The organism is Streptosporangium sp. NPDC006930 (assembly GCF_040635605.1).
Classification (GTDB): domain Bacteria; phylum Actinomycetota; class Actinomycetes; order Streptosporangiales; family Streptosporangiaceae; genus Streptosporangium.
The window spans coordinates 63,526-82,556 of the sequence record NZ_JBEYID010000017.1; the positions used below are offsets into that span (position 1 = coordinate 63,526).

General features: G+C 70.5%; 20 protein-coding genes. 12 read left to right on the plus strand and 8 right to left on the minus strand.

Annotation, left to right across the window (positions count from 1 at the left end):
- Positions 1–6: 6 nt before the first annotated feature.
- Positions 7–588, plus strand: coding sequence for a DUF4865 family protein (locus tag ABZ664_RS27055; protein ID WP_362515892.1), 582 nt, complete (start codon positions 7–9; stop codon positions 586–588).
- A 14-nt stretch (positions 589–602) separates the two neighbouring features.
- Here the strand turns inward: ABZ664_RS27055 and ABZ664_RS27060 are convergent, their stop codons facing one another.
- Positions 603–1,247 carry a LysE family translocator gene (locus tag ABZ664_RS27060; RefSeq protein ID WP_362515642.1) on the minus strand — a complete coding sequence of 215 codons (645 nt, stop codon included), beginning with the start codon at positions 1,245–1,247 and terminating at the stop codon, positions 603–605.
- A gap of 118 nt (positions 1,248–1,365) precedes the next feature.
- Here ABZ664_RS27060 and ABZ664_RS27065 point away from each other — a divergent pair, with 118 nt between their 5' ends.
- Positions 1,366–2,211, plus strand: a complete 846-nt coding sequence (locus ABZ664_RS27065) for an alpha/beta hydrolase (RefSeq protein ID WP_362515646.1) — start codon at positions 1,366–1,368, stop codon at positions 2,209–2,211.
- Positions 2,204–2,770, plus strand: a complete 567-nt coding sequence (locus tag ABZ664_RS27070) for a TetR/AcrR family transcriptional regulator (RefSeq protein WP_362515650.1) — start codon at positions 2,204–2,206, stop codon at positions 2,768–2,770. Before ABZ664_RS27065 ends, ABZ664_RS27070 begins: the two co-directional genes overlap by 8 nt.
- Positions 2,771–2,938: 168 nt before the next feature.
- Here ABZ664_RS27070 and ABZ664_RS27075 read toward each other — a convergent pair whose 3' ends face one another.
- On the minus strand, positions 2,939–4,051 hold the full coding sequence (locus ABZ664_RS27075; protein WP_362515653.1) for a winged helix DNA-binding domain-containing protein: 1,113 nt from the start codon (positions 4,049–4,051) through the stop codon (positions 2,939–2,941).
- A 116-nt stretch (positions 4,052–4,167) separates the two neighbouring features.
- The gene (locus ABZ664_RS27080; RefSeq protein WP_362515656.1) at positions 4,168–4,965 is read right to left on the minus strand and encodes a GNAT family N-acetyltransferase; all 798 of its coding nucleotides are present in this window, start codon (positions 4,963–4,965) and stop codon (positions 4,168–4,170) included.
- 126 nt (positions 4,966–5,091) lie between these two features.
- On the opposite strand from ABZ664_RS27080, the gene ABZ664_RS27085 reads away from it, so the two are divergent.
- Together ABZ664_RS27085 and ABZ664_RS27090 are read left to right on the plus strand one after the other, a co-directional pair.
- Positions 5,092–6,069: a tyrosine-type recombinase/integrase gene (locus ABZ664_RS27085; RefSeq protein ID WP_362515659.1), complete on the plus strand. Its 978-nt coding sequence runs from the start codon at positions 5,092–5,094 to the stop codon at positions 6,067–6,069.
- A 271-nt stretch (positions 6,070–6,340) separates the two neighbouring features.
- On the plus strand, positions 6,341–6,814 hold the full coding sequence (locus ABZ664_RS27090) for a hypothetical protein (RefSeq protein ID WP_362515662.1): 474 nt from the start codon (positions 6,341–6,343) through the stop codon (positions 6,812–6,814).
- A gap of 78 nt (positions 6,815–6,892) precedes the next feature.
- Here ABZ664_RS27090 and ABZ664_RS27095 read toward each other — a convergent pair whose 3' ends face one another.
- The gene (locus tag ABZ664_RS27095; RefSeq protein ID WP_362515664.1) at positions 6,893–7,693 is read right to left on the minus strand and encodes a cellulose binding domain-containing protein; all 801 of its coding nucleotides are present in this window, start codon (positions 7,691–7,693) and stop codon (positions 6,893–6,895) included.
- Between the two features lie 791 nt (positions 7,694–8,484).
- On the opposite strand from ABZ664_RS27095, the gene ABZ664_RS27100 reads away from it, so the two are divergent.
- Positions 8,485–9,135 (plus strand): lysophospholipid acyltransferase family protein, encoded by a 651-nt coding sequence (locus ABZ664_RS27100; protein ID WP_362515666.1) that lies wholly within the window; start codon positions 8,485–8,487, stop codon positions 9,133–9,135.
- Between the two features lie 46 nt (positions 9,136–9,181).
- Positions 9,182–10,840, plus strand: a complete 1,659-nt coding sequence (locus ABZ664_RS27105; protein WP_362515668.1) for a penicillin-binding transpeptidase domain-containing protein — start codon at positions 9,182–9,184, stop codon at positions 10,838–10,840.
- Positions 10,841–11,099: 259 nt separating this feature from the next.
- Here ABZ664_RS27105 and ABZ664_RS27110 read toward each other — a convergent pair whose 3' ends face one another.
- Positions 11,100–11,387 (minus strand): DUF3040 domain-containing protein, encoded by a 288-nt coding sequence (locus ABZ664_RS27110; RefSeq protein WP_362515670.1) that lies wholly within the window; start codon positions 11,385–11,387, stop codon positions 11,100–11,102.
- 507 nt (positions 11,388–11,894) lie between these two features.
- Positions 11,895–13,067, minus strand: coding sequence for an elongation factor Tu (gene tuf, locus ABZ664_RS27115; protein WP_362515672.1), 1,173 nt, complete (start codon positions 13,065–13,067; stop codon positions 11,895–11,897).
- A gap of 443 nt (positions 13,068–13,510) precedes the next feature.
- Between tuf and ABZ664_RS27120 the strand changes: the two genes are divergently transcribed.
- Positions 13,511–13,693 (plus strand): hypothetical protein, encoded by a 183-nt coding sequence (locus tag ABZ664_RS27120; RefSeq protein ID WP_362515674.1) that lies wholly within the window; start codon positions 13,511–13,513, stop codon positions 13,691–13,693.
- A gap of 247 nt (positions 13,694–13,940) precedes the next feature.
- Positions 13,941–14,231, plus strand: a complete 291-nt coding sequence (locus ABZ664_RS27125) for a DUF1905 domain-containing protein (protein WP_362515676.1) — start codon at positions 13,941–13,943, stop codon at positions 14,229–14,231.
- 196 nt (positions 14,232–14,427) lie between these two features.
- Here the strand turns inward: ABZ664_RS27125 and ABZ664_RS27130 are convergent, their stop codons facing one another.
- Positions 14,428–15,588 (minus strand): sigma-70 family RNA polymerase sigma factor, encoded by a 1,161-nt coding sequence (locus tag ABZ664_RS27130; protein ID WP_362515678.1) that lies wholly within the window; start codon positions 15,586–15,588, stop codon positions 14,428–14,430.
- Between the two features lie 83 nt (positions 15,589–15,671).
- On the opposite strand from ABZ664_RS27130, the gene ABZ664_RS27135 reads away from it, so the two are divergent.
- Entirely contained in the window at positions 15,672–16,508 is an 837-nt protein-coding gene (locus ABZ664_RS27135) for an alpha/beta hydrolase (protein ID WP_362515680.1), read from the plus strand.
- 89 nt (positions 16,509–16,597) lie between these two features.
- On the opposite strand, the gene ABZ664_RS27140 is transcribed toward ABZ664_RS27135, so the two are convergent.
- Positions 16,598–16,993 (minus strand): VOC family protein, encoded by a 396-nt coding sequence (locus tag ABZ664_RS27140; RefSeq protein WP_362515682.1) that lies wholly within the window; start codon positions 16,991–16,993, stop codon positions 16,598–16,600.
- A 288-nt stretch (positions 16,994–17,281) separates the two neighbouring features.
- Here ABZ664_RS27140 and ABZ664_RS27145 point away from each other — a divergent pair, with 288 nt between their 5' ends.
- Together ABZ664_RS27145 and ABZ664_RS27150 are read left to right on the plus strand one after the other, a co-directional pair.
- Entirely contained in the window at positions 17,282–18,223 is a 942-nt protein-coding gene (locus ABZ664_RS27145) for an ABC transporter ATP-binding protein (RefSeq protein WP_362515684.1), read from the plus strand.
- Positions 18,223–18,948, plus strand: a complete 726-nt coding sequence (locus ABZ664_RS27150; protein ID WP_350947201.1) for an ABC transporter permease — start codon at positions 18,223–18,225, stop codon at positions 18,946–18,948. The genes ABZ664_RS27145 and ABZ664_RS27150 overlap by 1 nt, the downstream gene beginning before the upstream one ends.
- The last annotated feature ends 83 nt before the right edge of the window (positions 18,949–19,031 follow it).

Genomic DNA, 19,031 nt, shown 5'->3' on the forward strand with positions numbered 1-19,031 from the left:
CACGCCATGCAGTACGAGATCGGGCTGCCCGCCGACTACGACATGGGGATCATCCGTGAGCGGGTGGCGACCAGAGGGCACGCACTCGACGGTTACGCCGGGCTGGGGCTCAAGGCGTACCTGGTCAGGGAGCGAGGCGTCGACGGTTCCACGGTCAACCAGTACTCACCCTTCTACCTGTGGAGTTCCCTCACCGGTATGAACGGCTTCCTATGGGGCGGAGGCGGTTTCCAGAACATCGTGCGAGACTTCGGCAGGCCCGTGATCCGGCACTGGACCGGCGCCGGCTACGAGCGGGGGCTTTCGTCGGAGACCGTTCCCCGCGCGGCCTCGCGCCGCACCGACCCGATCCCCGCCGACACGGACCCCGCCACCGCGGTCGAACGGGCACTGGCCGAGCTGCGCCGATACTCCGGCATGGCGGGCGTGCACTCCGCGGCCCTCGCCGTCGATCCCCGGCACTGGGAACTGGTGCGCTTCACGCTGTGGGAACACGAGGTCGCCGCCGACGAGGAAGGGACCGCCTATCGAGTGCTGCACCTCTCAACGCCACACCTGGGCGACATCGCGACGGGCCGCCACTGGTAGGCGGGGACGAGCGCCTACGCGACCCCGGCGGGTGAGCGGTCGGTGGCGATGCGCAGGGCGAGCCCGCCGAGCACGGCGCCCATCAGGTAGCGCTGCACGCGCATCCAGGTGGGCCGCCCGCCGAGAAAGGTCGCGACCGAACCCGCGGTCAGCACGATCAGCGTGTTGACCGAGAGGGCGACGACGATCTGGGTGGCCCCCAGCAGCAGGCTCTGCGTGCCGGGGTCCCCCCGGGTGGGATCGACGAACTGCGGCAGCAGCGACACGTACAGGATGGCGATCTTGGGGTTGAGCAGGTTGGTGACCAGCCCCATGGAGAACAGTCGTCGCGGCGGGTCCGCGGGAAGGGCACCGGGCGCGAAGACCGGCCGGGCGCCGGGCCGGATCGTCCTCCAGGCCAGCCACAGCAGGTACGCGGCGCCCGCGAGCTTGATCCCGACGTAGACGGCGGGCACCATCGCGAAGATCGCGGCGATCCCGGCCGCCGCCGCGAGCAGGTAGACCAGGAAGCCCGCCGCGACACCCGCCAGCGAGATCATTCCGGCCAGGCGCCCCTGCGTCACCGACCGCGACACCAGATAGATCATGTTGGGGCCGGGGGTGAGCACCAGGCCGAGGGCGACCGCGGCGATGCCCGCGAGAGCACTGACAGAGATCATGACCACATCATCGAGCACCTTCTCCGCCAAAAGAATGGCCAATTCCCGCGATTGGCATCAAGAAGACGTTGCTGGCTCAACCTTGACGCACAAAGCTATTAGCAATAGCTTAAAAGCTATGACGAATAACAAAAGAGTGGACGCGGTGGGCACGGAGTTCCTGGACGTGGCAGGCGGACGGCTGGCGTACGAGGTCAGCGGGCCACAGGACGGGCCGCTGGTGGTGTGCGCGCACGGCATGGGCGACACCCGCGGGGCGTTCCGGTTCCTGGCGCCCCGGCTGGCGGAGATGGGTTACCGGGTCGCCGCGGTCGACGTGCGCGGCCACGGCGAGTCCAGCACGGGCTGGCCCGACTACAGCCCCCAGTCGGTCGGCGCCGACCTGCTGGCCCTGATTCGCCACCTGGGCGGCCCCGCCGTCCTGGTCGGCAGCTCCTCCAGCGCGGGAGCGGCGGCGTGGACCACGGCGACCGCCGCCGAGGGCGAGGTGAGCGCCGTGGCCATGCTCGCGCCCTTCGTCGGGCAGCCGCAGCTCAGCCTGATACTGCGGCTGGTGAAGGACCTCGTCATGGCGAGCCCGCTTCTGTGGGGGATGTACTACCGCTCGCTCTATCCCACGGCCAGGCCCGCCGACTTCTCCGGCTACCTGCGCGAACTGAGGGCCACGCTGCGCGAGCCCGGCAGGATGGCCGCCGTCTCGGGGGTGGTCGCCCCCTCCGAGGGCCACTGGACCGACTGCGCCCCCCGCATGACCTGCCCGGTGCTGATCGTCATGGGATCGAAGGATCCCGACTTCCCCGACCCCGCCGCCGAGGCACACCTGGCGAAGGAGGTGCTGCGGCCGTACGCCGCCACCGCCAAGGTCGCGATGATCGAGGGCGCCGGCCACTACCCGCACGCCGAGATGCCCGAGGCCACCTTCGCCGCCCTGGCGGGTTTCCTGACCGGAGCGGTCCGTGCCTAGGGCCGGCCTGACCTCCGGTGCGGTGGTGGACGCGGCGCTGGCCCTGATCGACGAGGAGGGGCCCGGTGCGCTGACGCTCGCCGCGGTGGCCGCCCGCACGGGAGTGGCCGCCCCCTCGCTCTACAAGCACGTCCGGGGCCTGCCCGAGCTGCGCAAGCTCGTCGGCCTGCGCGTGATGGACGACATGACGGCGAGGCTCGGCACGGCGGCCATGGGCCGGAGTCGCGACGAGGCGACGGCGGCCCTGATGCGCGCCTGGCGGAGTTACGTGGTCGACTTCCCGCACCGCTACGCGGCCTTCCCCGACAACCCGCTGATCGATCCCGAACTGGTCGACACGGGGACCCGCCTGATGGAGGTGATCCTCGCCGTGCTGCGCGGCTACGGCCTGGAAGGGACGGAGGCGATCCACGCCACCCGCTGCCTCCGCGCGGCCGTGCACGGCTTCGCCTCCATCGAGGCCGTCGGCGGTTTCGGCCTGGGAGAGAACCTGGACACCAGCTACGAGACGCTGATCGCCATGGTCGTCTCGGGCCTGCCCCGGCCGCCCACGCCCTGAACGCCGCGCGAGGCCGCCATGACCCGCTCCGGCCGCGCGAAGAACGATGCCCCGGGCCTCGGCCCCGCGGAAGCGCCCCCGCTCCGGTCGCACGGAAACCCACACCACCTGGACCTCCGCCCCGCGGAAGTGACGCCTCCCACTCCGGCCGTCGTGGGAACGACGGGCTCAGGCTTCGAGGAAGCGGATGTCGCGGGACGTCGCCTCGGGGGCGACGAAGTCGAGCATGCGTGCCCCCTCCACCTCCAGGTCCGCCCGCTCCCCCTCGCTCACCGGCGCGAAGAGCTCGACCTCCAGGATCGCCTCGCCCCGTTTTCGCGTCACCTTCCACATGCCCCGTACGAAACCGTCGACCAGCACCGTCGCCTTGATGATGCCGTTCACGGTGAAGATCCGCCTGCGGTACTCCTCCTCCGTGATACGGGTCCTGGTCCGCTGGGCGAACGACAGCAGCGTGTTGTCGAACTCCGGCAGGTAGCGCACCGGGGCGGGAGTCCCGGGGTCCGGGCGCGACGCCTCCGGCAGGTCGAACAACTCCGCGCCGTCCTCGGTCGCGAAGGTCCGCAGGCCCATCCCCCGGACGATCTCCCGCAGGCGGGTCATGCCCGACCACTGCTGGACGTCCATCACCGTGGCGGGACCGTAGGCGGCGAGGTAACGGCGAATCGCCTCCTCCGCGGATACACGGCTGGGCCGCTCGTCCTGGGAACGGCCCAGCCACGCCTCGGCGGTGGTGTGGGCGGCCTGCCCGCCCACACCCCAGATCCCCCTCGGCGGGACCTGGACCAGAGCCAGCGTGTTGCGCACCCCGGCGGCCAGGTCGGAGGCGGGAGCCTCCGGCCACCGCTCCCGCAGGAGCGCACCGAGCTCGCGGAAGGTGAGGGGGCGCTCCTCCACCAGCTTCCGCCCCACGGCGGCGAGCTCGTCCAGGTCCACCCCCGCCAGGCCCCTGCCGTGCGCGGGACCGCGCAGGCCCCGCGCCAACATGGGGCCGAGCAGCGGGCGCAACACCAGGCAGTCGTCGGCGGTGACCAGGTGGATGGTGGAGCGCATGAGCGACAGCCGCACCACCAGGCGCTCGTTGATCAGCCGGGCGAGATCGTCGTGGGCGAACCCCGACAGGCGGGTCCACAACCCGATGTAGGGAGGATTCGGCGCCTGGGCCTGCATGCCGTACAGATGCCGGACCGCCTCCAGCGCGGACAGCTCCGCACGAGCCAGCAGCAGCTGCCGCTCCAGCGTGGCCCGGTTGAGCGCGCGCCGGCTGAGCACCTCGGGCATGCGTGTCCTCTCGTGACGCGTCACGATGTCGCGGCCCCGGGGCCCGGCGACCCGTGATGTCCGTTCGCGGATCCGCGCCAGGATATCGCCGGCGTCCGACAAAACATCCCGGGTGATCAGAGGGTCGGTGGCACCCACACGTACGGTGTCACCGTCGTGATCGCCTCCAGGCCCAGCCTGGCGAGGATCGGGCGGTTGTCGTCGGAAGCGTCCACCTGCACCAGGCGGAAGCCCCGCCCCGCCGCCAACTCCGCCCGGTAGGACACCATCGCCCCGTAAACCCCCCTGCCCCGCCACTCCTTCAGGGTCGAACCGCCCCAGAGCGAGACGAAGTCGGTGCCCTCGTGAAAGCGCGCCCACGCCGCGCACACCACCTGCCCGTCCGCCTCGGCGATCACCACCGCGCACGGATCCCCGGGCCCGGCGAGGTCGCGCTCCAGCATGCCGGGCAGCCAGCTGTGATCGGCGTCCCAGACCGTCTCCTCCAACTCGCGGATGCGCTCCAGATCGTCCCGCCCCGTCACCTCGCGCAGCCGTATCCCCACGGGCGCCGCCTTGGTGTCGGCCAGCTCACCGGCCTCGCCGACGAACACCGTCTCCCGTTCCCCCGGCTCGAATCCGGCCGCCGCGAGCCGCTCGGGCAGGTCCGCGGGCAGGTCGTAGCCGTGGTACTTCCACTCGACCTCGCGTCCGACCCGGGTGAAGAAGTCCCGCTGACCCACGATGAAGGCGTCGAGTTCGGCGCCCGCCAGACCACCCAGGTCCCGATATGTCAGGAAACCCTGGCCATGACCGTTCGACACGGTCCTCAGCAGCGGCCCGATCCGCTCGGCAGTGCGACCCGGCATCGGCCTGGCCCGCAACTGCTCGTCGTACGCCCTGAGATAGGCGGAAGCCCGTGATGAAATGTTCATTGCGAACAGCCAACCACACACTCATCGCCTCCGACATGCCCATGGGCCTGGACACGGTCTGGGGCTTTCTGCCTCATCCTGGCTCCTTTACAGCGTAGATTCCCACAGGCGGCCGCTAGGATCCGCATGGTGAGCGTGCCAGCCGTCCCCGCCTCGCCCGGCCCGTCCATCGAGCCCGCGCGAGATCCCTATCGGGTGTATCTCGACTCGCTGACCAGCCCGGAGTCCCGCCGCACCATGCGCGGCTGCCTCGACAGGCTCGCCGCGCTCGTCTCCGGCGACGAGGTCTCCTCGGGCGCCGGTCAGCCCTGGCACCTGCTGCGCTACGAGCACACCGTGCGCATCCGCGCCCTGATGACGGAGCGCGGCTGGTCTCCGTCGTACGTCAACAAGCACCTGGTCGCGCTGCGCAGGGTGCTGCGCGAGGCCTGGCGGCTCGGCCTGATGACCGCCGAGGAGTACCAGCGCGCCGCCGACCTGCCGACCGTCGAGCACACCCGCCTGCCCGCGGGCCTGCACGTGCCGCCCGAGGTGGTGGGCGCCGCGCTCGCCGCGTGCGACCGCGACGACTCACCGGCGGGGGTCCGCGACGCCGCCCTGCTCGCGGCGCTCTACTCCACCGGCTGCCGCCGCGCCGAGATCGCCGGGCTCGCGCTCGCCGACTACGATCCCGGGTCGCGCTCGCTGCGGGTACGCGGCAAGCGCGACAAGGAGCGGTTGGTCTACCTGACCACCGAGGCCCTCGCCAGGATGGAACGCTGGCTCGCGGTGCGAGGCCGCCCCGCCGGCGCCCTGTTCTGCCCCATCAGCAGGCTCGGGCGACTGCGGGTCAGGAACGGCGGGCCCGCCCCCATGACAGGGCAGGCCGTCGCCGACATCCTGGCCAGACGCCTGGCCGAGGCGGGGGCCTCGGCGCGCACCCCGCACGACTTCCGGCGCACCTTCATCGGCGAGTTGCTCGACGCCGGGGTGGACCTGGCCACCGCGCAGGCCCTCGTCGGCCACTCCTCCCCCGCCACCACCGCGCGCTACGACCGTCGCCCGGAACGGCGCCGCCGCGAGGCCGTAGACAGGATCACCCTTCCCGCGCCCAAGCCCCTCTGACCACCGGCGAAGGTCCGCCTCCGGAGGATGGCCCCACTCTCATCCGGCCCTCGGCCGTGGACCGGGCGAAAGCCGGCCCGCACCGGCCCTCGCCCGGTCGAGGGCCGGTCGAAGACCGGTCCGCATCCGTCCGGGGACCCGCACGGCCGCCGCCGACGCCCCCTCTCGCGGCATCGTGGCCGAGATCTGATCCCGACACGTTTCACCGGGCGCGCCATAACTGTCGGTGGCGACCCCTACTATGAGCCACCTCAAGGAGGGATAGCCGCTCATGGTGGACGCACTGCGGGTTTCGCTGCTGGTCACGACCGATCTGCCGCCCGATACCGACCTGAAGGAGTTCGGGCGCCTGCTGGCTGATTCCGTGCTCACGCTCCAGCGGGACGAGGTGACATACCCCGCGCTCCTGCGTGGCGGGGTGTTCTGGCTGGACCGGCCGCTGCCGCCGTCCGACGACGGGCTTTCCCGCGCGGCGGCCGAGGAGTTGCGGTTCGCGGCGCTGCTGGGCCATCTGTCGGTGGCGCACCCACCCGGTTCGGCGAGGGAGACGGTCGCCGACGCGGGCCGGGCGATCACCGCAGCCGTCGCCGTCCGGTACGGCGACCTGGGCAGCCCGCCCGCCGTGATGGCGATCCGCAGCGAGGACGTGCGCGAGCGCACCCCCCGTTCGGCCATCCTCGTGGGATCGGAGGCGGCCGTGGACCCCCTGCCCGAGGCGGTGCCGTCCCTGAGCGCCCCCGTCTGAGCGGGGTGGCCTGCAGGCCGTCCGGCCGGGGAAGGACCACCCCGCTCCGGCGGTGCGGCGCCGTGGGCGGCGAGTGCGCTAGTCGTTGTCCTGCTCGACGGCGGTCCACAGGAAGGCGCTGCTGCCGGTGATCTGGCTGCTGCGGGAGTCGAACGTCGCCAGGCCGTTCACCGCGTCGTCGTCCTCGGCCGCCGTCACGGTGAGAGGCTGAGGGACGTCCCAGTTGTCCGGGGTGAAGGTCAGCGGCGGTCCGGCGGACAGGTCCGTGTCGCCGGAGACCCGCGCGCTGCCCACGATGACGTTGCCCGGGGGCTGCTGGCTGAGCCGTACCTGGACGCTGGCCGTGCCGCCCTCGGGCACCGTGATTTTGGAGGGGGAGAGGAGGATCCGCAGCCGCGGGGGGGAGGGCGAGGGGCTGGGTGAGGGGGCGGGACTCGGCACCAGCCTGACCGTGCACGGCACGCCGTTGAGGGCGAAGTCCGTCGGCGGCGGGTTGCCGCCGGTCCAGGTTCCGTTGAAGCCGATGCCGAAGGTCTTTCCGGAGCCGAGCGATCCGCCCCACGCGGGGTTTCCGGCGGTGACCTGCTGGCCGCTCTGGCTCCACTGCGCGCTGAAGCCACTGGTGATCCGCTGGGTGCTCGGGAACGTGAACGTCAGCGCCCAGCCCGAGATCGGGTCTCCGGTGTTGGTGATGTCGATGAAGGCGGTGAAGCCGCCCGACGAGGTGCCCCAGCTGTGCGAGGTATAGGTCACCTCGCAACCGGCCGCCGCGGCGGCGGAGGTGGCCGTTCCGCCCATGACGGCCCCGGCCGCGAGGAGCACGGTGGCCGCGGCCGACGCCAGAACCCTGTTCTTTGACGAGCCCTTACCAAGTCTCACGAATGATTCTCCTCCTGTTGAGGCACCCCGTTGACTGCCGCCCGCCCCCGTCGGCGGTTCCAGGTTCGGACGGTTTCCGGAGGATGTACAGATACCGTCATCGTCCCTACGGTCATCGCCTCCCCGCGTCCGTGTGAGGCCTGGGGAAGGGCCTTCGAGAGCTCGGGAAACGCCGCCCTCACACCCGTTGTCCAGTTGGGGACAGCAGGCGGAAGCGGGTGAAAGATTCACGTCCCGCGAATAAGGGACGTCTCGCGGCTTCGTACCGCCGAGGCGGTGCTCGCCGCCCGCCCACCGGTGAACACCCGCCGAACACGGGTGACGGCGGGCTCGGCCGACGGTTCTCCGGAAGAGCATCGAAGAGCTGCGACCTGCGGATCTTCGGGTCCCGCGACCGCGCGGGACACGCCGGTGCCCTCAAAGCGGAATAACCAGCGGCAGACGTCGGTTAGAGTGATCGTGCCGATGTGGTTTGTGTCCCCCGGGCCGCAAATTACCGCCTTCACGGAATACCGTTCGGCTGGAGCCGTGTTGTGCCTCTCGCCGAGGAGGCGACCGCCACATCGGCACCAAACGTCACGCCCCGCGGGCCCCTCCGGCCCGCGGGGCGTTTCTTTTTCTCCCTGCTCCCTTCGTGCCTGGTGAGCGGTTTCATCGGACTCGTCACGGAAAAGCGCGATGGTGTTGGAGGAGGGCTACAAACCTGTGAGCTCCGCTTGTGTGGGTGCGTACAACCGTTGGCCGTCGGGCCACCGCCTAGTGTTGTGTAACCCGTCCCATGAGGAGAGCCCGTGCTCTATCGCCTGACCAAGATCGTCAGCGCTCCGATGCTGCACCTGCTCTGGCCGACCACGGTCACCGGACACGAGCACGTCCCCGTCTCGGGTCCGGCCATCATGGCCTCCAACCATCTGTCGATCCTCGACTCGACCTTCCTGCCGCTGGTGCTCAAGCGCCAGGTGCGCTTCGTCGCCAAGGCCGAGTACTTCACCGGCAATCCCGTCACCGCCATGTGGATGCGCGCCACCGGTCAGATCAGCATCGACCGGCAGAGCCCCACCTCGGCCCAGGACATGCTCGACGCGGCGGCGGAGGTGCTCAGGAAGGGCGAGCTGTTCGGCATCTACCCGGAGGGCACCCGCTCCCCCGACGGACGCCTCTACCGGGGCAAGGTCGGCGTCGCCTGGCTGGCCCTGGCCACCGGCGCTCCGGTGGTCCCGGTGGCGATGGAGGGCACCGGTGAGGTGCTGCCGATCGGGGCGGCCAGGCCCAGGCTGGGCCGGGTGAACGTACGCATCGGCAAGCCGATGACCTTCACCGGCTCGGAGACGAGCGCGCGCGACCGGCGCAGGGTGACCGACGAGATCATGTTCGCGATCCAGGAGCTTTCCGGCCAAGAGTACGCGACAAGCTACGCACCCAGCCGTTCACAGACCAAATGATCTTTTATGGACATATGTCGCGTTAGCGCACGCTAGGCTGCGGCCCTTGGGCGAAAAGATCTGGGGGGATCAGGTGGCACGGGGCAGAACGATCGCGATCACGTCGGCAGCCGTCGTCCTGGTGGCGGGGGCCGCAGGGGGCGGCGCCTGGTGGTACCTGCACACCAGGGGAACACCCCAGGAGACCGCGGAGCGGTTCGTCGGCGCCTGGCAGCGCGGCGACCTGGCGGGCATGCGCGCCGAGTTGGGAGCGCCGGACCCGGCGTTCCCGGCGGCGTACGAGAACATGCGCAAGGCCCTGGCGGTGCAGAGCACCACGGTGCGGCTCGACGGGGTGAGCGAGACCGGGGACGGCACGGGACAGGCCGCCTACACCGCCACCCTGAAGCTCAAGGACGTCGGTGAGTGGAGTTACTCCGGCAGCGTCGACCTCGCGGTCGTCGACCGGCACTGGCGGGTCAGGTGGTCGCCCAAGGCCGTCCACCCCGACCTGACCGCGAACACCGCCTTCGCGCTGAAGACGAAGTGGCCGGAGCGAGCCGCGATCACCTCGGCGAACGGCGGCCGCATCGACGGCTCCGACGCGGGCGGCTCGGTGCAGCAGATCGTCGGCTACCTGGAGAAGGCCACGGCGAAGAGCGTCGCGAAGCTGGGCGTGCCCTACAAGGTGGGCGACGCGGTCGGCGCGAGCGGACTGCAGCACACCTTCCAGAAGCGCCTGGCCGGCACCCCGGACACCGAGATCGAACTCGTCGGCGCGGACAAGAAGACGATCAAGACGCTCGACACGATCAAGGGTGAGGCCGGCGAGGATCTGGAGACCACTCTGGACACGCGGGTCCAGCGGGCCGCCGTCGGAGCGGTCCGCGACCTGAAGAAGACCGCCGCCCTGGTCGCGATCAGGCCCTCGTCGGGCGAGATTCTCGCGGTGGTGAACAACGTGGGCGGCTTCAACCGTGCCCTGGACGGCAACTACCCTCCCGGCTCGACCTTCAAGGCGGTCACCGCCGTGGGACTGCTGGCCGAGGGAATGAGCCCTCGTGATCGGGTCACCTGCCCCAAGGACGTCACGGTCGGCGGTCTGCCGATCCGCAACTCCAACCACGCCGCCTACGGTTCGGTGTCGCTGTCCGACTCCTTCGCCTACTCCTGCAACACCACCATCGCCCCGCTGACCAAGGAGCGGCTGAGCGCCGACAAGTTGCTGAGCACCGCGGAGCTGTTCGGTTTCAACAAGCCGCTCAACATCGGCGTCGCGGCCGCCAAGGGCAGCTTTCCCAAGGCCGAGAGCGACGCCGAACTGGCTGCGGAGTCGTTCGGCCAGGGCCGGATCACCGCCAGCCCGCTGATGATGGCCTCGGTCGCCGCCGCGCTCGCCGACGGCACCTGGCGTCCGCCGACCCTGGTCCCCTCGCTCAAGCAGGAAGTGCAGCCGCAGGCCCTTCCCGAGGAGGTCATGCCGAGCATGCATCAGATGATGTCCGCGGTCGTCACCAAGGGCACCGCCAAGGACGCGGGCCTGCCCCGGGGCACCCGGGGAAAGACCGGGACCGCAGAGTACGGCGAGCAGGGCGATCTGAAGACGCATGCCTGGTTCATGGGGTTCCGCGGCGAGGTCGCCTTCGCGGTGATCGTCGAGGGAGGCTCGGGCGGCGGCGCGGTCGCCGCCCCGGTGGCCGCCGACTTCCTGCGCGCTCTCGGCTGATCTCGCGCGAGCCGTCCGTTGCCGGACCTCCGGCCGCACCTCGTTGGGCGACGCGGCCGATCCGGCCGTTTGCGCCTACCCGCCGGTCACCCCGCCGGAGCCGTACTCCGCCCTCGTGAACTCGCCGCTTGAACACACGCCGCGACCGGCCGCCGACCGAGCCTCCGCACCACCCGCCGTCTTCACTGCGAACGCTCGGAGTGCTCCGAGCGGTCGGGCGATCGCGACATCGACCGACGGACGAAGGTGGCGGCCACCATCACAACGGGAGCGCCGCGACCGCCTCGTGACGTAGCACCATGATGAGAAGCGTGGCGATCAGTGTCGCGATCAGCAGCCAGCTGAACATGATGATCACCGTCGAGCGGCGGAGACGCCGGGAGGACCGGCTCCGCCCCTTCCTCGCGCCACGCCTGCGGCCGCCGCCCTCCTTGCGCTGGACGCGCTCGTTGAACGACTCCAGCCGCGCGGCGAGTCGTGGATCCTCGTCGATGAGGTGCCGCTCGATCTGCAGCAGCATGCGCTCCTCGTCTTGTGACCAGGCCATGCATCACCTCCCCGGAACGCAAGCCGTGTGCGGACGTTCTGCCCAATCGTGAAGATCATTATCCTTTCCGAGAGCTTCGATTTACCCGTTCTTTTCCTGGACGCAATCTGAGCACGCGATCATGCCCTCTCACGGGGGCGATACGGCGCCGGCAGGGGTGTCGGGCGATTCCCAGCCTTCTCCGCGATCTCGACATTCCACCGCCCTCGGCCTTCCCTTCGCACCACCCGGCAGATCACTTGACGCCACGTCCACGCCCCCGACGGCGGGGGCGGGGGCGGGACATGAGTGGGAGCCCTTGACCGGGCCGCCCGCCGACCTCGCGAGAAGGGTGACGATCTTCGCGCCGGTGACATCACCCGCCTCGTACGGCGGCTCACCGCAGGAGGCGGGGATGTCACCGGCACAGTCCGTACCGGATCGTCACGCGGTGCGGGGACATCACCGGCACGGCCCGCATCGAATGGCCGTCCGACGCGGCTCGCACCGGATCGCACGGAGCCCGGTTCAGCCGAGCGGGGCCGTCACCGTTCCCGCGCCGACCGTCTTGCCGCCCTCGCGGATCGCGAAGCCGAGACCGGCCTCCAGCGCCACCGGCCTGCCGAGCTCCACGGTCACCTCGACCGTCTCGCCGGGCAGCGCGAGGCCGGCGTCCCCCAGGTCCATCCGGCCCGGTACGTCGGTCGTCCGCAGGTAGAACTGCGGCCGGTAACCCGTCGCGACGGCGCCGCTGCGCCCGCCCTCCTGCCCGGTCAGGAGGTAGACGCGGGCGGTGAAGGCGCGGTGGGCGCTCTGGGAGCCGGGTGCGGCCAGCACCTGACCGCGCCGCACCTGCTCGCGCCGGACCCCGCGCAGCAACAGCGCCGCGTTGTCACCGGCCTCGCCCCGCTCCATGGTCCTGCCGAAAGTCTCGACCCCGGTGACGACGGCGGTGAAACCCTCGCCGAGCCCGACGGCCTGGACAGTGTCACCGACCTTGACCGTGCCGCGCTCGATCGCCCCGGTGACGACCGTGCCCCGCCCGGTGACGGTGAGCACGTTCTCCACCGGGAGCAGGAACGGGGCGTCGGTGTAGCGGACCGGCACCGGGACGTGGTCGTCGACCGCCTGGAGCAGCGCCTCGACCGACGCCATCCACTCCGGGTCTCCTTCCAGCGCCCGAAGCCCGGAGACCCTGACGACGGGCACGTCCAGGTAGCCGTGCTCGGCGAGCAGCTCCCGCAGCTCCAGCTCGACGAGGTCGGCCAGCTCCGGGTCGGCCCCGTCGGACTTGTTGAGCGCGACCACGACGTGCTCGACCCCCACCCGCCGCGCGAGCAGCACGTGCTCGCGGGTCTGCGGCATGATCCCGTCCAGCGCGGACACCACCAGGATCGCCCCGTCGAGCTGCGCCGCTCCCGTGATCATGTTCTTCACGTAGTCGGCGTGGCCCGGCATGTCCACGTGCGCGTAGTGCCGCGTGGCCGTCTCGTACTCGACGTGGGAGATGTTGATCGTGATGCCCCGCGTCGCCTCCTCGGGAGCGCGGTCGATCCGGTCGAACGGCACGTACCTCGCGCCGCCCCGCTCGCTGAGCACCTTGGTGATGGCCGCGGTGAGCGTGGTCTTGCCGTGGTCGACGTGTCCCATCGTGCCGATGTTGAGGTGCGGCTTGTTCCGCACGTAGGCCTGCTTGGCCATGACTGTTCTTTCCCTCGATGCTCGCCTGTGGTGGCGACCCGTGCTCGGCCGACCCCTCCCCGCCGGGTCACCCGGGACTCACGGGAAGGGGTCAGCGCTCCGCGCCGTCGAGCCGCGGTGCGGCGGACATCGGGGCACGCTCCGGCGCGCCCGCGGTGGCGGGCGTCGCGAGAGTGGCGTGCCGGAACATGCGTTCATGGTCGGGTACGACCGGATGGGATCGCAACCGGATTTCCGGCCCGGTGCGCGGCGAGTGGGGCACGGCGGTCGGAGCACAGGACTTCGACATGCGGCCCGGCACTCGACGGGTCCCATCACGCCGTCCGGACACGCTCCGTGTCCAGCAGGACACCGAACGTGGATGATTGATGCCCGCAAAGGGTATTAAACCTCCTTGAATGCCTAATCGAAGGCATCGTCCATCAAGCACAACGGGGGAAAAGATGACGGACGCCAAGGAAGCCAAGGATTCCAGGAACAAGGCCGCGAAGAGCTCGGGGAAGAGCAAGAAGGCCGCGATCAAGGCGACACGAGCGGCGAAGGAGGCGAGGAAACACTCCGAGCAGCCCGAGGTCAGGGTGCCGGCGGCGGAGCCCGCCCACCCGGGTGGGCGGGCGGTCCAGTAGCCGAGGGTGTGAGACCGTGATCGGGTGATCGGGGTTCCACCCCGATCACCCGATCATGGTTTGGCGCGATGTCCGCCTGCCCGCCGACGGTCCGCGGACGATTCTCGCCCATGAGCGACGATTCCATCCCGTCGCGGGAGTCACCTCTTCCACCGGCGCCAAAACCTCCGGCCCGGTGGCGACACCTCATCGGCAGACGGCTTTCCCGATGACCTCCGGTGACTCAAGACGACTTCAGGAGACGAAGATGTCCACGCAGAAGCCCGCACGACCGCTCGACCACGCCTTCACGGCGCCTATTGAGAAGGACGGAGCCTTCGCCACCTTCGTGACCGTGCCGGACTCCGCCGAACTCCTCGGTACGAGGCGAGCCGTGAAGGTCGGTGGGACGATCGACGGCCACCCGTTCACCGCCACCCTCATGCCGTCGGGCAACGGCCCGCACTGGCTTCCCATCAGGGCCGCGCTGTGCAAGCTCATCGGCAAGGACCAGGCCGGCGCCGAGGTGACGTTCCACCTCGACCAGCGGTTCAGCTGACCCCGGGCGGAGCGGCGGGCTCGTGCCGCCCTGAGGGAGGTGTCCGAGTCCTGGTCGCGAGTCCGGGGCCGGTCTCCCGTGACGCGCCGACGGATCGGCCGATGCCGCGGCGTCGACGGGCGTGCGTCGTCCCGGCAAGGGGGCGGGTGACCGTCCCCGGGTGCTCGGGTCCCCGGGACCTCGGGGCGCTCCCGGCTCAGGGCAGTGACGCGGGCAGTCCGAAGGCGGCGAAGTGGCCGGGGTCGACGAACGAGGTGATGTCGGTGATCCGATCGCCGCGCAGGGTGAACACGTTGATCGACCAGGCGAGGTGCGCGGCGGCGCCCTCGTCCCAGAGGTAGCAGCCCACTCCCGGCTGGCCGTTCGCGCCGACCGGAAGGTGCCGCCAGCTTCCGCAGGTCGTCAGCGGGACCCGTACGGCGAAGTCGGTGACGGCCTCCAGACCGCGGTACCAGTGCGCCATCGGCGGCATCGACCAGGTGACGTCCTCGGTCAGCAACGCGACCAGGGCGTCGGTGTCGCCGCGTTCCAGCGCGGAGGAGTAGTCGGCGACGATCTCCCGTACGCGGGCGTCTCCGATCTTCCGCAACGTCGGCTGCTGCGTGCGGGGAAAGACCTTGTCCGCGACGACCCTGCGCGCTCGCGCCAGGGCGCTGTTCACCGACGTGGTGGTGGTGTCCATCGTGAGGGCGATCTCCGCGGCGGAGAAGCCGAGGACCTCGAACAGCAGCAGTGCCGCCCGCTGGTTGCCCGGCAGGTGCTGCAGGGCCGCGACGAAGGCGAGCTCGACGGCTTCGCGCTGCTCGTAGCGTGTGTCCGGGCCCACGGGGGCGTCGGTGAGACCGGCGTCGGGGTAGGGGCTCAGCCAGGCGACGTCGGTCAGCGGGGGGTCGCCGAGCACGGCGCGGTCGCTGGAGGGGCCGAGGTCGACGGGCAGTGCCCGCCTGCCACGGGCGCCGACGACGTCCAGGCAGGTGCGGGTGGCCACGGTGTAGAGCCACGAGCGCAGCGAGCTTCGGCCCTCGAAGCGCGCGAGTCCCCGCCAGGCCCGTAGCAGGGCGTCCTGCAGGGCGTCGTCGGCGTCGTGGGTGGAGCCGAGCATGCGGTAGCAGTGGGCGTGCAGCTCGCGGCGCAGGGGCTCCACGAGACGGGTGAACGCCGCGTCGTCCCCGGCACGCGCCCGGACCAGATCGGTGTCCCCGTCGATGTCCCCGTCGATGTTTCCGTCGCGAGCCGGATCGGTGCCCCCGTCGCGGCCCGGGGCGAGGTCCTCGTTCCCGGCACGCGTCCGCGCCGGACCGGCATCCCCGGAACCTTCCGCCGTCATGTCCGCGAACCGCGAAGAAATCTCCCTCACGAACGACGATTCTGCCCCACGCAGGGAGTCTCTACTTCGACCGAGCACCACAGCACCGTTCCAGACTGTTCCAGGAGATCGCGATGAGCCGCACAACCGTCACCACCGGGTCCCTCAAGGTCCCCGGCGCCACGCTCCACTACGAGGTGCGAGGGCAGGGACCCCTCGTGGCGCTCGTCGGCGCCCCAATGCACGCCGATCACTTCGCGCCGCTGGCCGACCTGCTCGCCACCGACCACACCGTGCTCACCACCGACCCCCGGGGCGTCAACCGAAGCTCCCTCGACACCCCCGGCCAGGACTCGACCCCGCGGCTGCGCGCCGACGACCTCTCCCTGCTCCTCGCCCGTCTCGACGCCGGCCCTGCCGCGGTCTTCGGCTCCAGCGGCGGCGCCGTCACCGCGCTGGCGCTCGCCGTCGCCCATCCCGAGCGGGTGCGTACCGTGATCGCGCACGAGCCCCCGCTGAACCGTCTGCTCGACAACCCCGACGAGCGCGACGCGGCGGTCGAGGACATCATCGCCACCTACGTCTCCGGCGACGTAGCGGGTGCCTGGACGAAGTTCATGATCAACGCGAACATCCCGCTGCCCGACTTCGAGGAGTCCACAGGCGGCCCCACACAGGCTCCGGCCGAGCCCGATCCGCAGCAGGCGGCGGACGAGCGCTTCTGGTTCCTGCACGAGATGCGCGGAACCACCCGCTGGCAGCCCGACATCGCCGCGCTGCGGACCGGGTCGCCCCGCATCGTGGTCGGCATCGGGAAGGAGTCGGCAGGCCAGCTCTGCGATCACACGTCGACCGCGCTCGCCTCCGCGCTCGGCACGGAGCCGACGTACTTCCCCGGTGGCCACATCGCCTTCCTCGACGATCCCGAGGGATTCGTCCCCCGGCTGCGTGAAGTCCTGCGAGGCGACTGACCGGACGGCGACGCCGTGGGCGCGTGTGGCCACGTGCTCGCATGTGACGGATCCCACCGACGGGGGCGGGATCCGTCACGGCGGGAAGATCAGGCGAGGTTCAGCTGCCAGGAGACGCCGAAACGGTCGTTGGTCCAGCCGAAGCGCTTGCTGAAGCCGTAGGAGCCGAGCGGCATCAGCGGTTCGCCGTTCTCCGACAGCGCCGCGTACAGGCGCTCGATCTCCGCATCCGACTCGCACTGCACGTACAGCGAGACCGACGGGGTGAAGCCGAAGGCGTGCTCCACGTTGCTGTCGATGGCCATGTACTGCCCGCCCGCCATCGTGAACGTGGCGTGCATCACGCTGCCCTCCGCGCCGGGGCCCTCGGGGCCGTAACGGAGGAGGCTGAGGATCTCGGCATCGTCGAACAGCGACGTGTAGAACGTCATCGCCTCCTCGGCTGCGCCCTGGAACATCAGGAAAGTGGTGATCTTCTGCGACATCGGAGCTCCTGTCGGAGGGGGGTGGATGAGAGTGTCCGCCGTCACGGGAACGTTCCGCTCGCCGACGGCTTCGGCGCCGGACCCGGCGGCCAGAAACATCGAACACGTGCTCGGCAAATATTTCAGGCTAAGCTTATATAAGTCAAGTTCGATATATCGGAGTGTCGTCCGCTTTCGCCGCGCGACGCTCACCTGGTCACGCCCATAGGAGATCCAGGACATTTGTCATGATTGACGCTGGATCGATGGATCTGCCGCGGAAAACGCGCTCTCCGTAGCGTCGTCCACATGACAGACGACACGAATGACACGAATGACACAGTGTCACTCAAGGACGTGACCAAACGCTTCGGGGCGGTGCGCGCCGTGGACGGTCTCAGCCTCGGCATCCCCCCCGGGCGCACCGTCGCCCTGCTCGGTCCCAACGGCGCGGGAAAGTCGACCACGATCGCGCTGCTGCTCGGGTTGCTGGCCCCCGACTCCGGAACGGTGCGCGTCCTCGGAGGCACCCCCGAGGACGCGATCCGGAGCGGGCGGCTGGCGGCGATGCCCCAGGAGGGCGGCCTCGTTTCCCGGACCACGGTCCGCGAGCTGGTCGGATTCGTCTCAGGGACCTACCCGGCGCCGCTCCCCCTACAGGAGGTGCTGTCGATCGCCGGGCTGGAAGGGCTCGCCGGTCGCAGGCTGGAGCGGTTGTCGGGCGGCCAGGCACAGCGGGTCCGCTTCGCGCTCGCGCTGGCCGGAGACCCCGAACTGATCCTGCTCGACGAGCCGACCGCGGCGCTGGACGTACGGGCCAGGCGGGAGTTCTGGGAGAGCATGCGCGCCTTCACCGCGCGCGGCAGGACGATCCTGTTCTCCACCCACTACCTGGAGGAGGCCGACGAGTACGCCGACCGGGTCGTGGTGGTCGACAAAGGCCGGATCGTGGCCGACGGCACCAGCGGGGAGATCAAGCGGCTGGTCGCGCTGTCCACGGTCAGCGTCACCGCCGCCGGGGACGGCGCCTTCCTGGAACGCCTGCCCGGGGTCGTCTCCGTCGAGATCCGGGGGGAGCGGGCCCACCTGCGTACCCGCGACGCCGACGCCACCGTCGTGGCACTGGCGGCGGCGGGAGGCGTACGAGACCTCGAGGTCGTCCCCGCCGCGCTCGAAGACGCCTTCCTCGCATTGACAGGACAGGCGGGCCAGGCGGAGCGGGCAACGGAAGCGTCGGAGGTGAAGGTCTGATGTTCGGCTACATCCGCCTGGAGGTCACCAGAATCCTCCGCGACCCCGGATACGTGATCATGGGTTTCGCGATGCCCGTGACGATGTACCTCGTCTTCACCAACCTCGGAGTGGCGGGCGACGACCGCGTCTGGGCCGCCCTCTACATGATGGTCAACATGGCCGCCTTCGGCGCGATCGGCTCGGCCTTCAACAACGGCGCCGGCATCGCCGAGGACAGGACCGCGGGCTGGCTGCGGCAGCTGCGGACCACTCCCCTCGCCCCGGTACGGGTGGTCGCGGGCAAGGCGGCGACCGGTGTGCTCATGGTGCTGCCCGCGATCACCGGGGCGTGCCTGTCGGCGGCGCTGCTCAACGGGGTACGGCTGGAGGTCTGGCAGTGGATCTCGATCGTACTCCTGCTCTGGGTGGGTTCCCTGCCCTTCACCCTGCTCGGCATGGCCCTCGGCTACCTGTTCAGTGGCCAGACCGCCGCCGTGTTCACCATCGCGGCCAACATGACAATGGCGATCGTCGGAGGGCTGTGGCTGCCCACCGAGGGCTTCCCCTCCTGGCTGAGGGTCGTCGCACAGTGGACGCCGAGCTTCGGCTACGCCGACCTGCCGCGTAAGGTCGCCTTCGGCGAGACGCCCGGGGCCGGCACGGCGCTGATCCTGACCGGCTGGCTGGTCGTCTTCGGAATCCTGGCGGTGTACGGCTACCGCCGGGCAGGGCGCGTGCGATGAGCCGCGTGATGGGAGTGGCCGGGTGAACGGGAAGGCGGAGCGGCCCCGGGAGACGCCGGGGAAGGTGCCGGGCGGGGAAAAGG

Excerpts from the sequence above, each read along its gene's own strand:
- ABZ664_RS27090 (WP_362515662.1), top strand. The coding sequence starts at position 6,341 with ATGGTGGACGCACTGCGGGTTTCGCTGCTGGTCACGACCGATCTGCCG.
- ABZ664_RS27075 (WP_362515653.1), bottom strand. The coding sequence starts at position 4,051 with ATGCCCGAGGTGCTCAGCCGGCGCGCGCTCAACCGGGCCACGCTGGAG.
- ABZ664_RS27110 (WP_362515670.1), bottom strand. The coding sequence starts at position 11,387 with ATGGCCTGGTCACAAGACGAGGAGCGCATGCTGCTGCAGATCGAGCGG.
- ABZ664_RS27060 (WP_362515642.1), bottom strand. The coding sequence starts at position 1,247 with ATGATCTCTGTCAGTGCTCTCGCGGGCATCGCCGCGGTCGCCCTCGGC.
- ABZ664_RS27120 (WP_362515674.1), top strand. The coding sequence starts at position 13,511 with ATGACGGACGCCAAGGAAGCCAAGGATTCCAGGAACAAGGCCGCGAAG.
- ABZ664_RS27085 (WP_362515659.1), top strand. The coding sequence starts at position 5,092 with ATGGTGAGCGTGCCAGCCGTCCCCGCCTCGCCCGGCCCGTCCATCGAG.
- ABZ664_RS27125 (WP_362515676.1), top strand. The coding sequence starts at position 13,941 with ATGTCCACGCAGAAGCCCGCACGACCGCTCGACCACGCCTTCACGGCG.
- ABZ664_RS27055 (WP_362515892.1), top strand. The coding sequence starts at position 7 with ATGCAGTACGAGATCGGGCTGCCCGCCGACTACGACATGGGGATCATC.
- ABZ664_RS27150 (WP_350947201.1), top strand. The coding sequence starts at position 18,223 with ATGTTCGGCTACATCCGCCTGGAGGTCACCAGAATCCTCCGCGACCCC.
- ABZ664_RS27135 (WP_362515680.1), top strand. The coding sequence starts at position 15,672 with ATGAGCCGCACAACCGTCACCACCGGGTCCCTCAAGGTCCCCGGCGCC.
- ABZ664_RS27080 (WP_362515656.1), bottom strand. The coding sequence starts at position 4,965 with ATGAACATTTCATCACGGGCTTCCGCCTATCTCAGGGCGTACGACGAG.
- tuf (WP_362515672.1), bottom strand. The coding sequence starts at position 13,067 with ATGGCCAAGCAGGCCTACGTGCGGAACAAGCCGCACCTCAACATCGGC.
- ABZ664_RS27065 (WP_362515646.1), top strand. The coding sequence starts at position 1,366 with ATGACGAATAACAAAAGAGTGGACGCGGTGGGCACGGAGTTCCTGGAC.
- ABZ664_RS27140 (WP_362515682.1), bottom strand. The coding sequence starts at position 16,993 with ATGTCGCAGAAGATCACCACTTTCCTGATGTTCCAGGGCGCAGCCGAG.
- ABZ664_RS27145 (WP_362515684.1), top strand. The coding sequence starts at position 17,282 with ATGACAGACGACACGAATGACACGAATGACACAGTGTCACTCAAGGAC.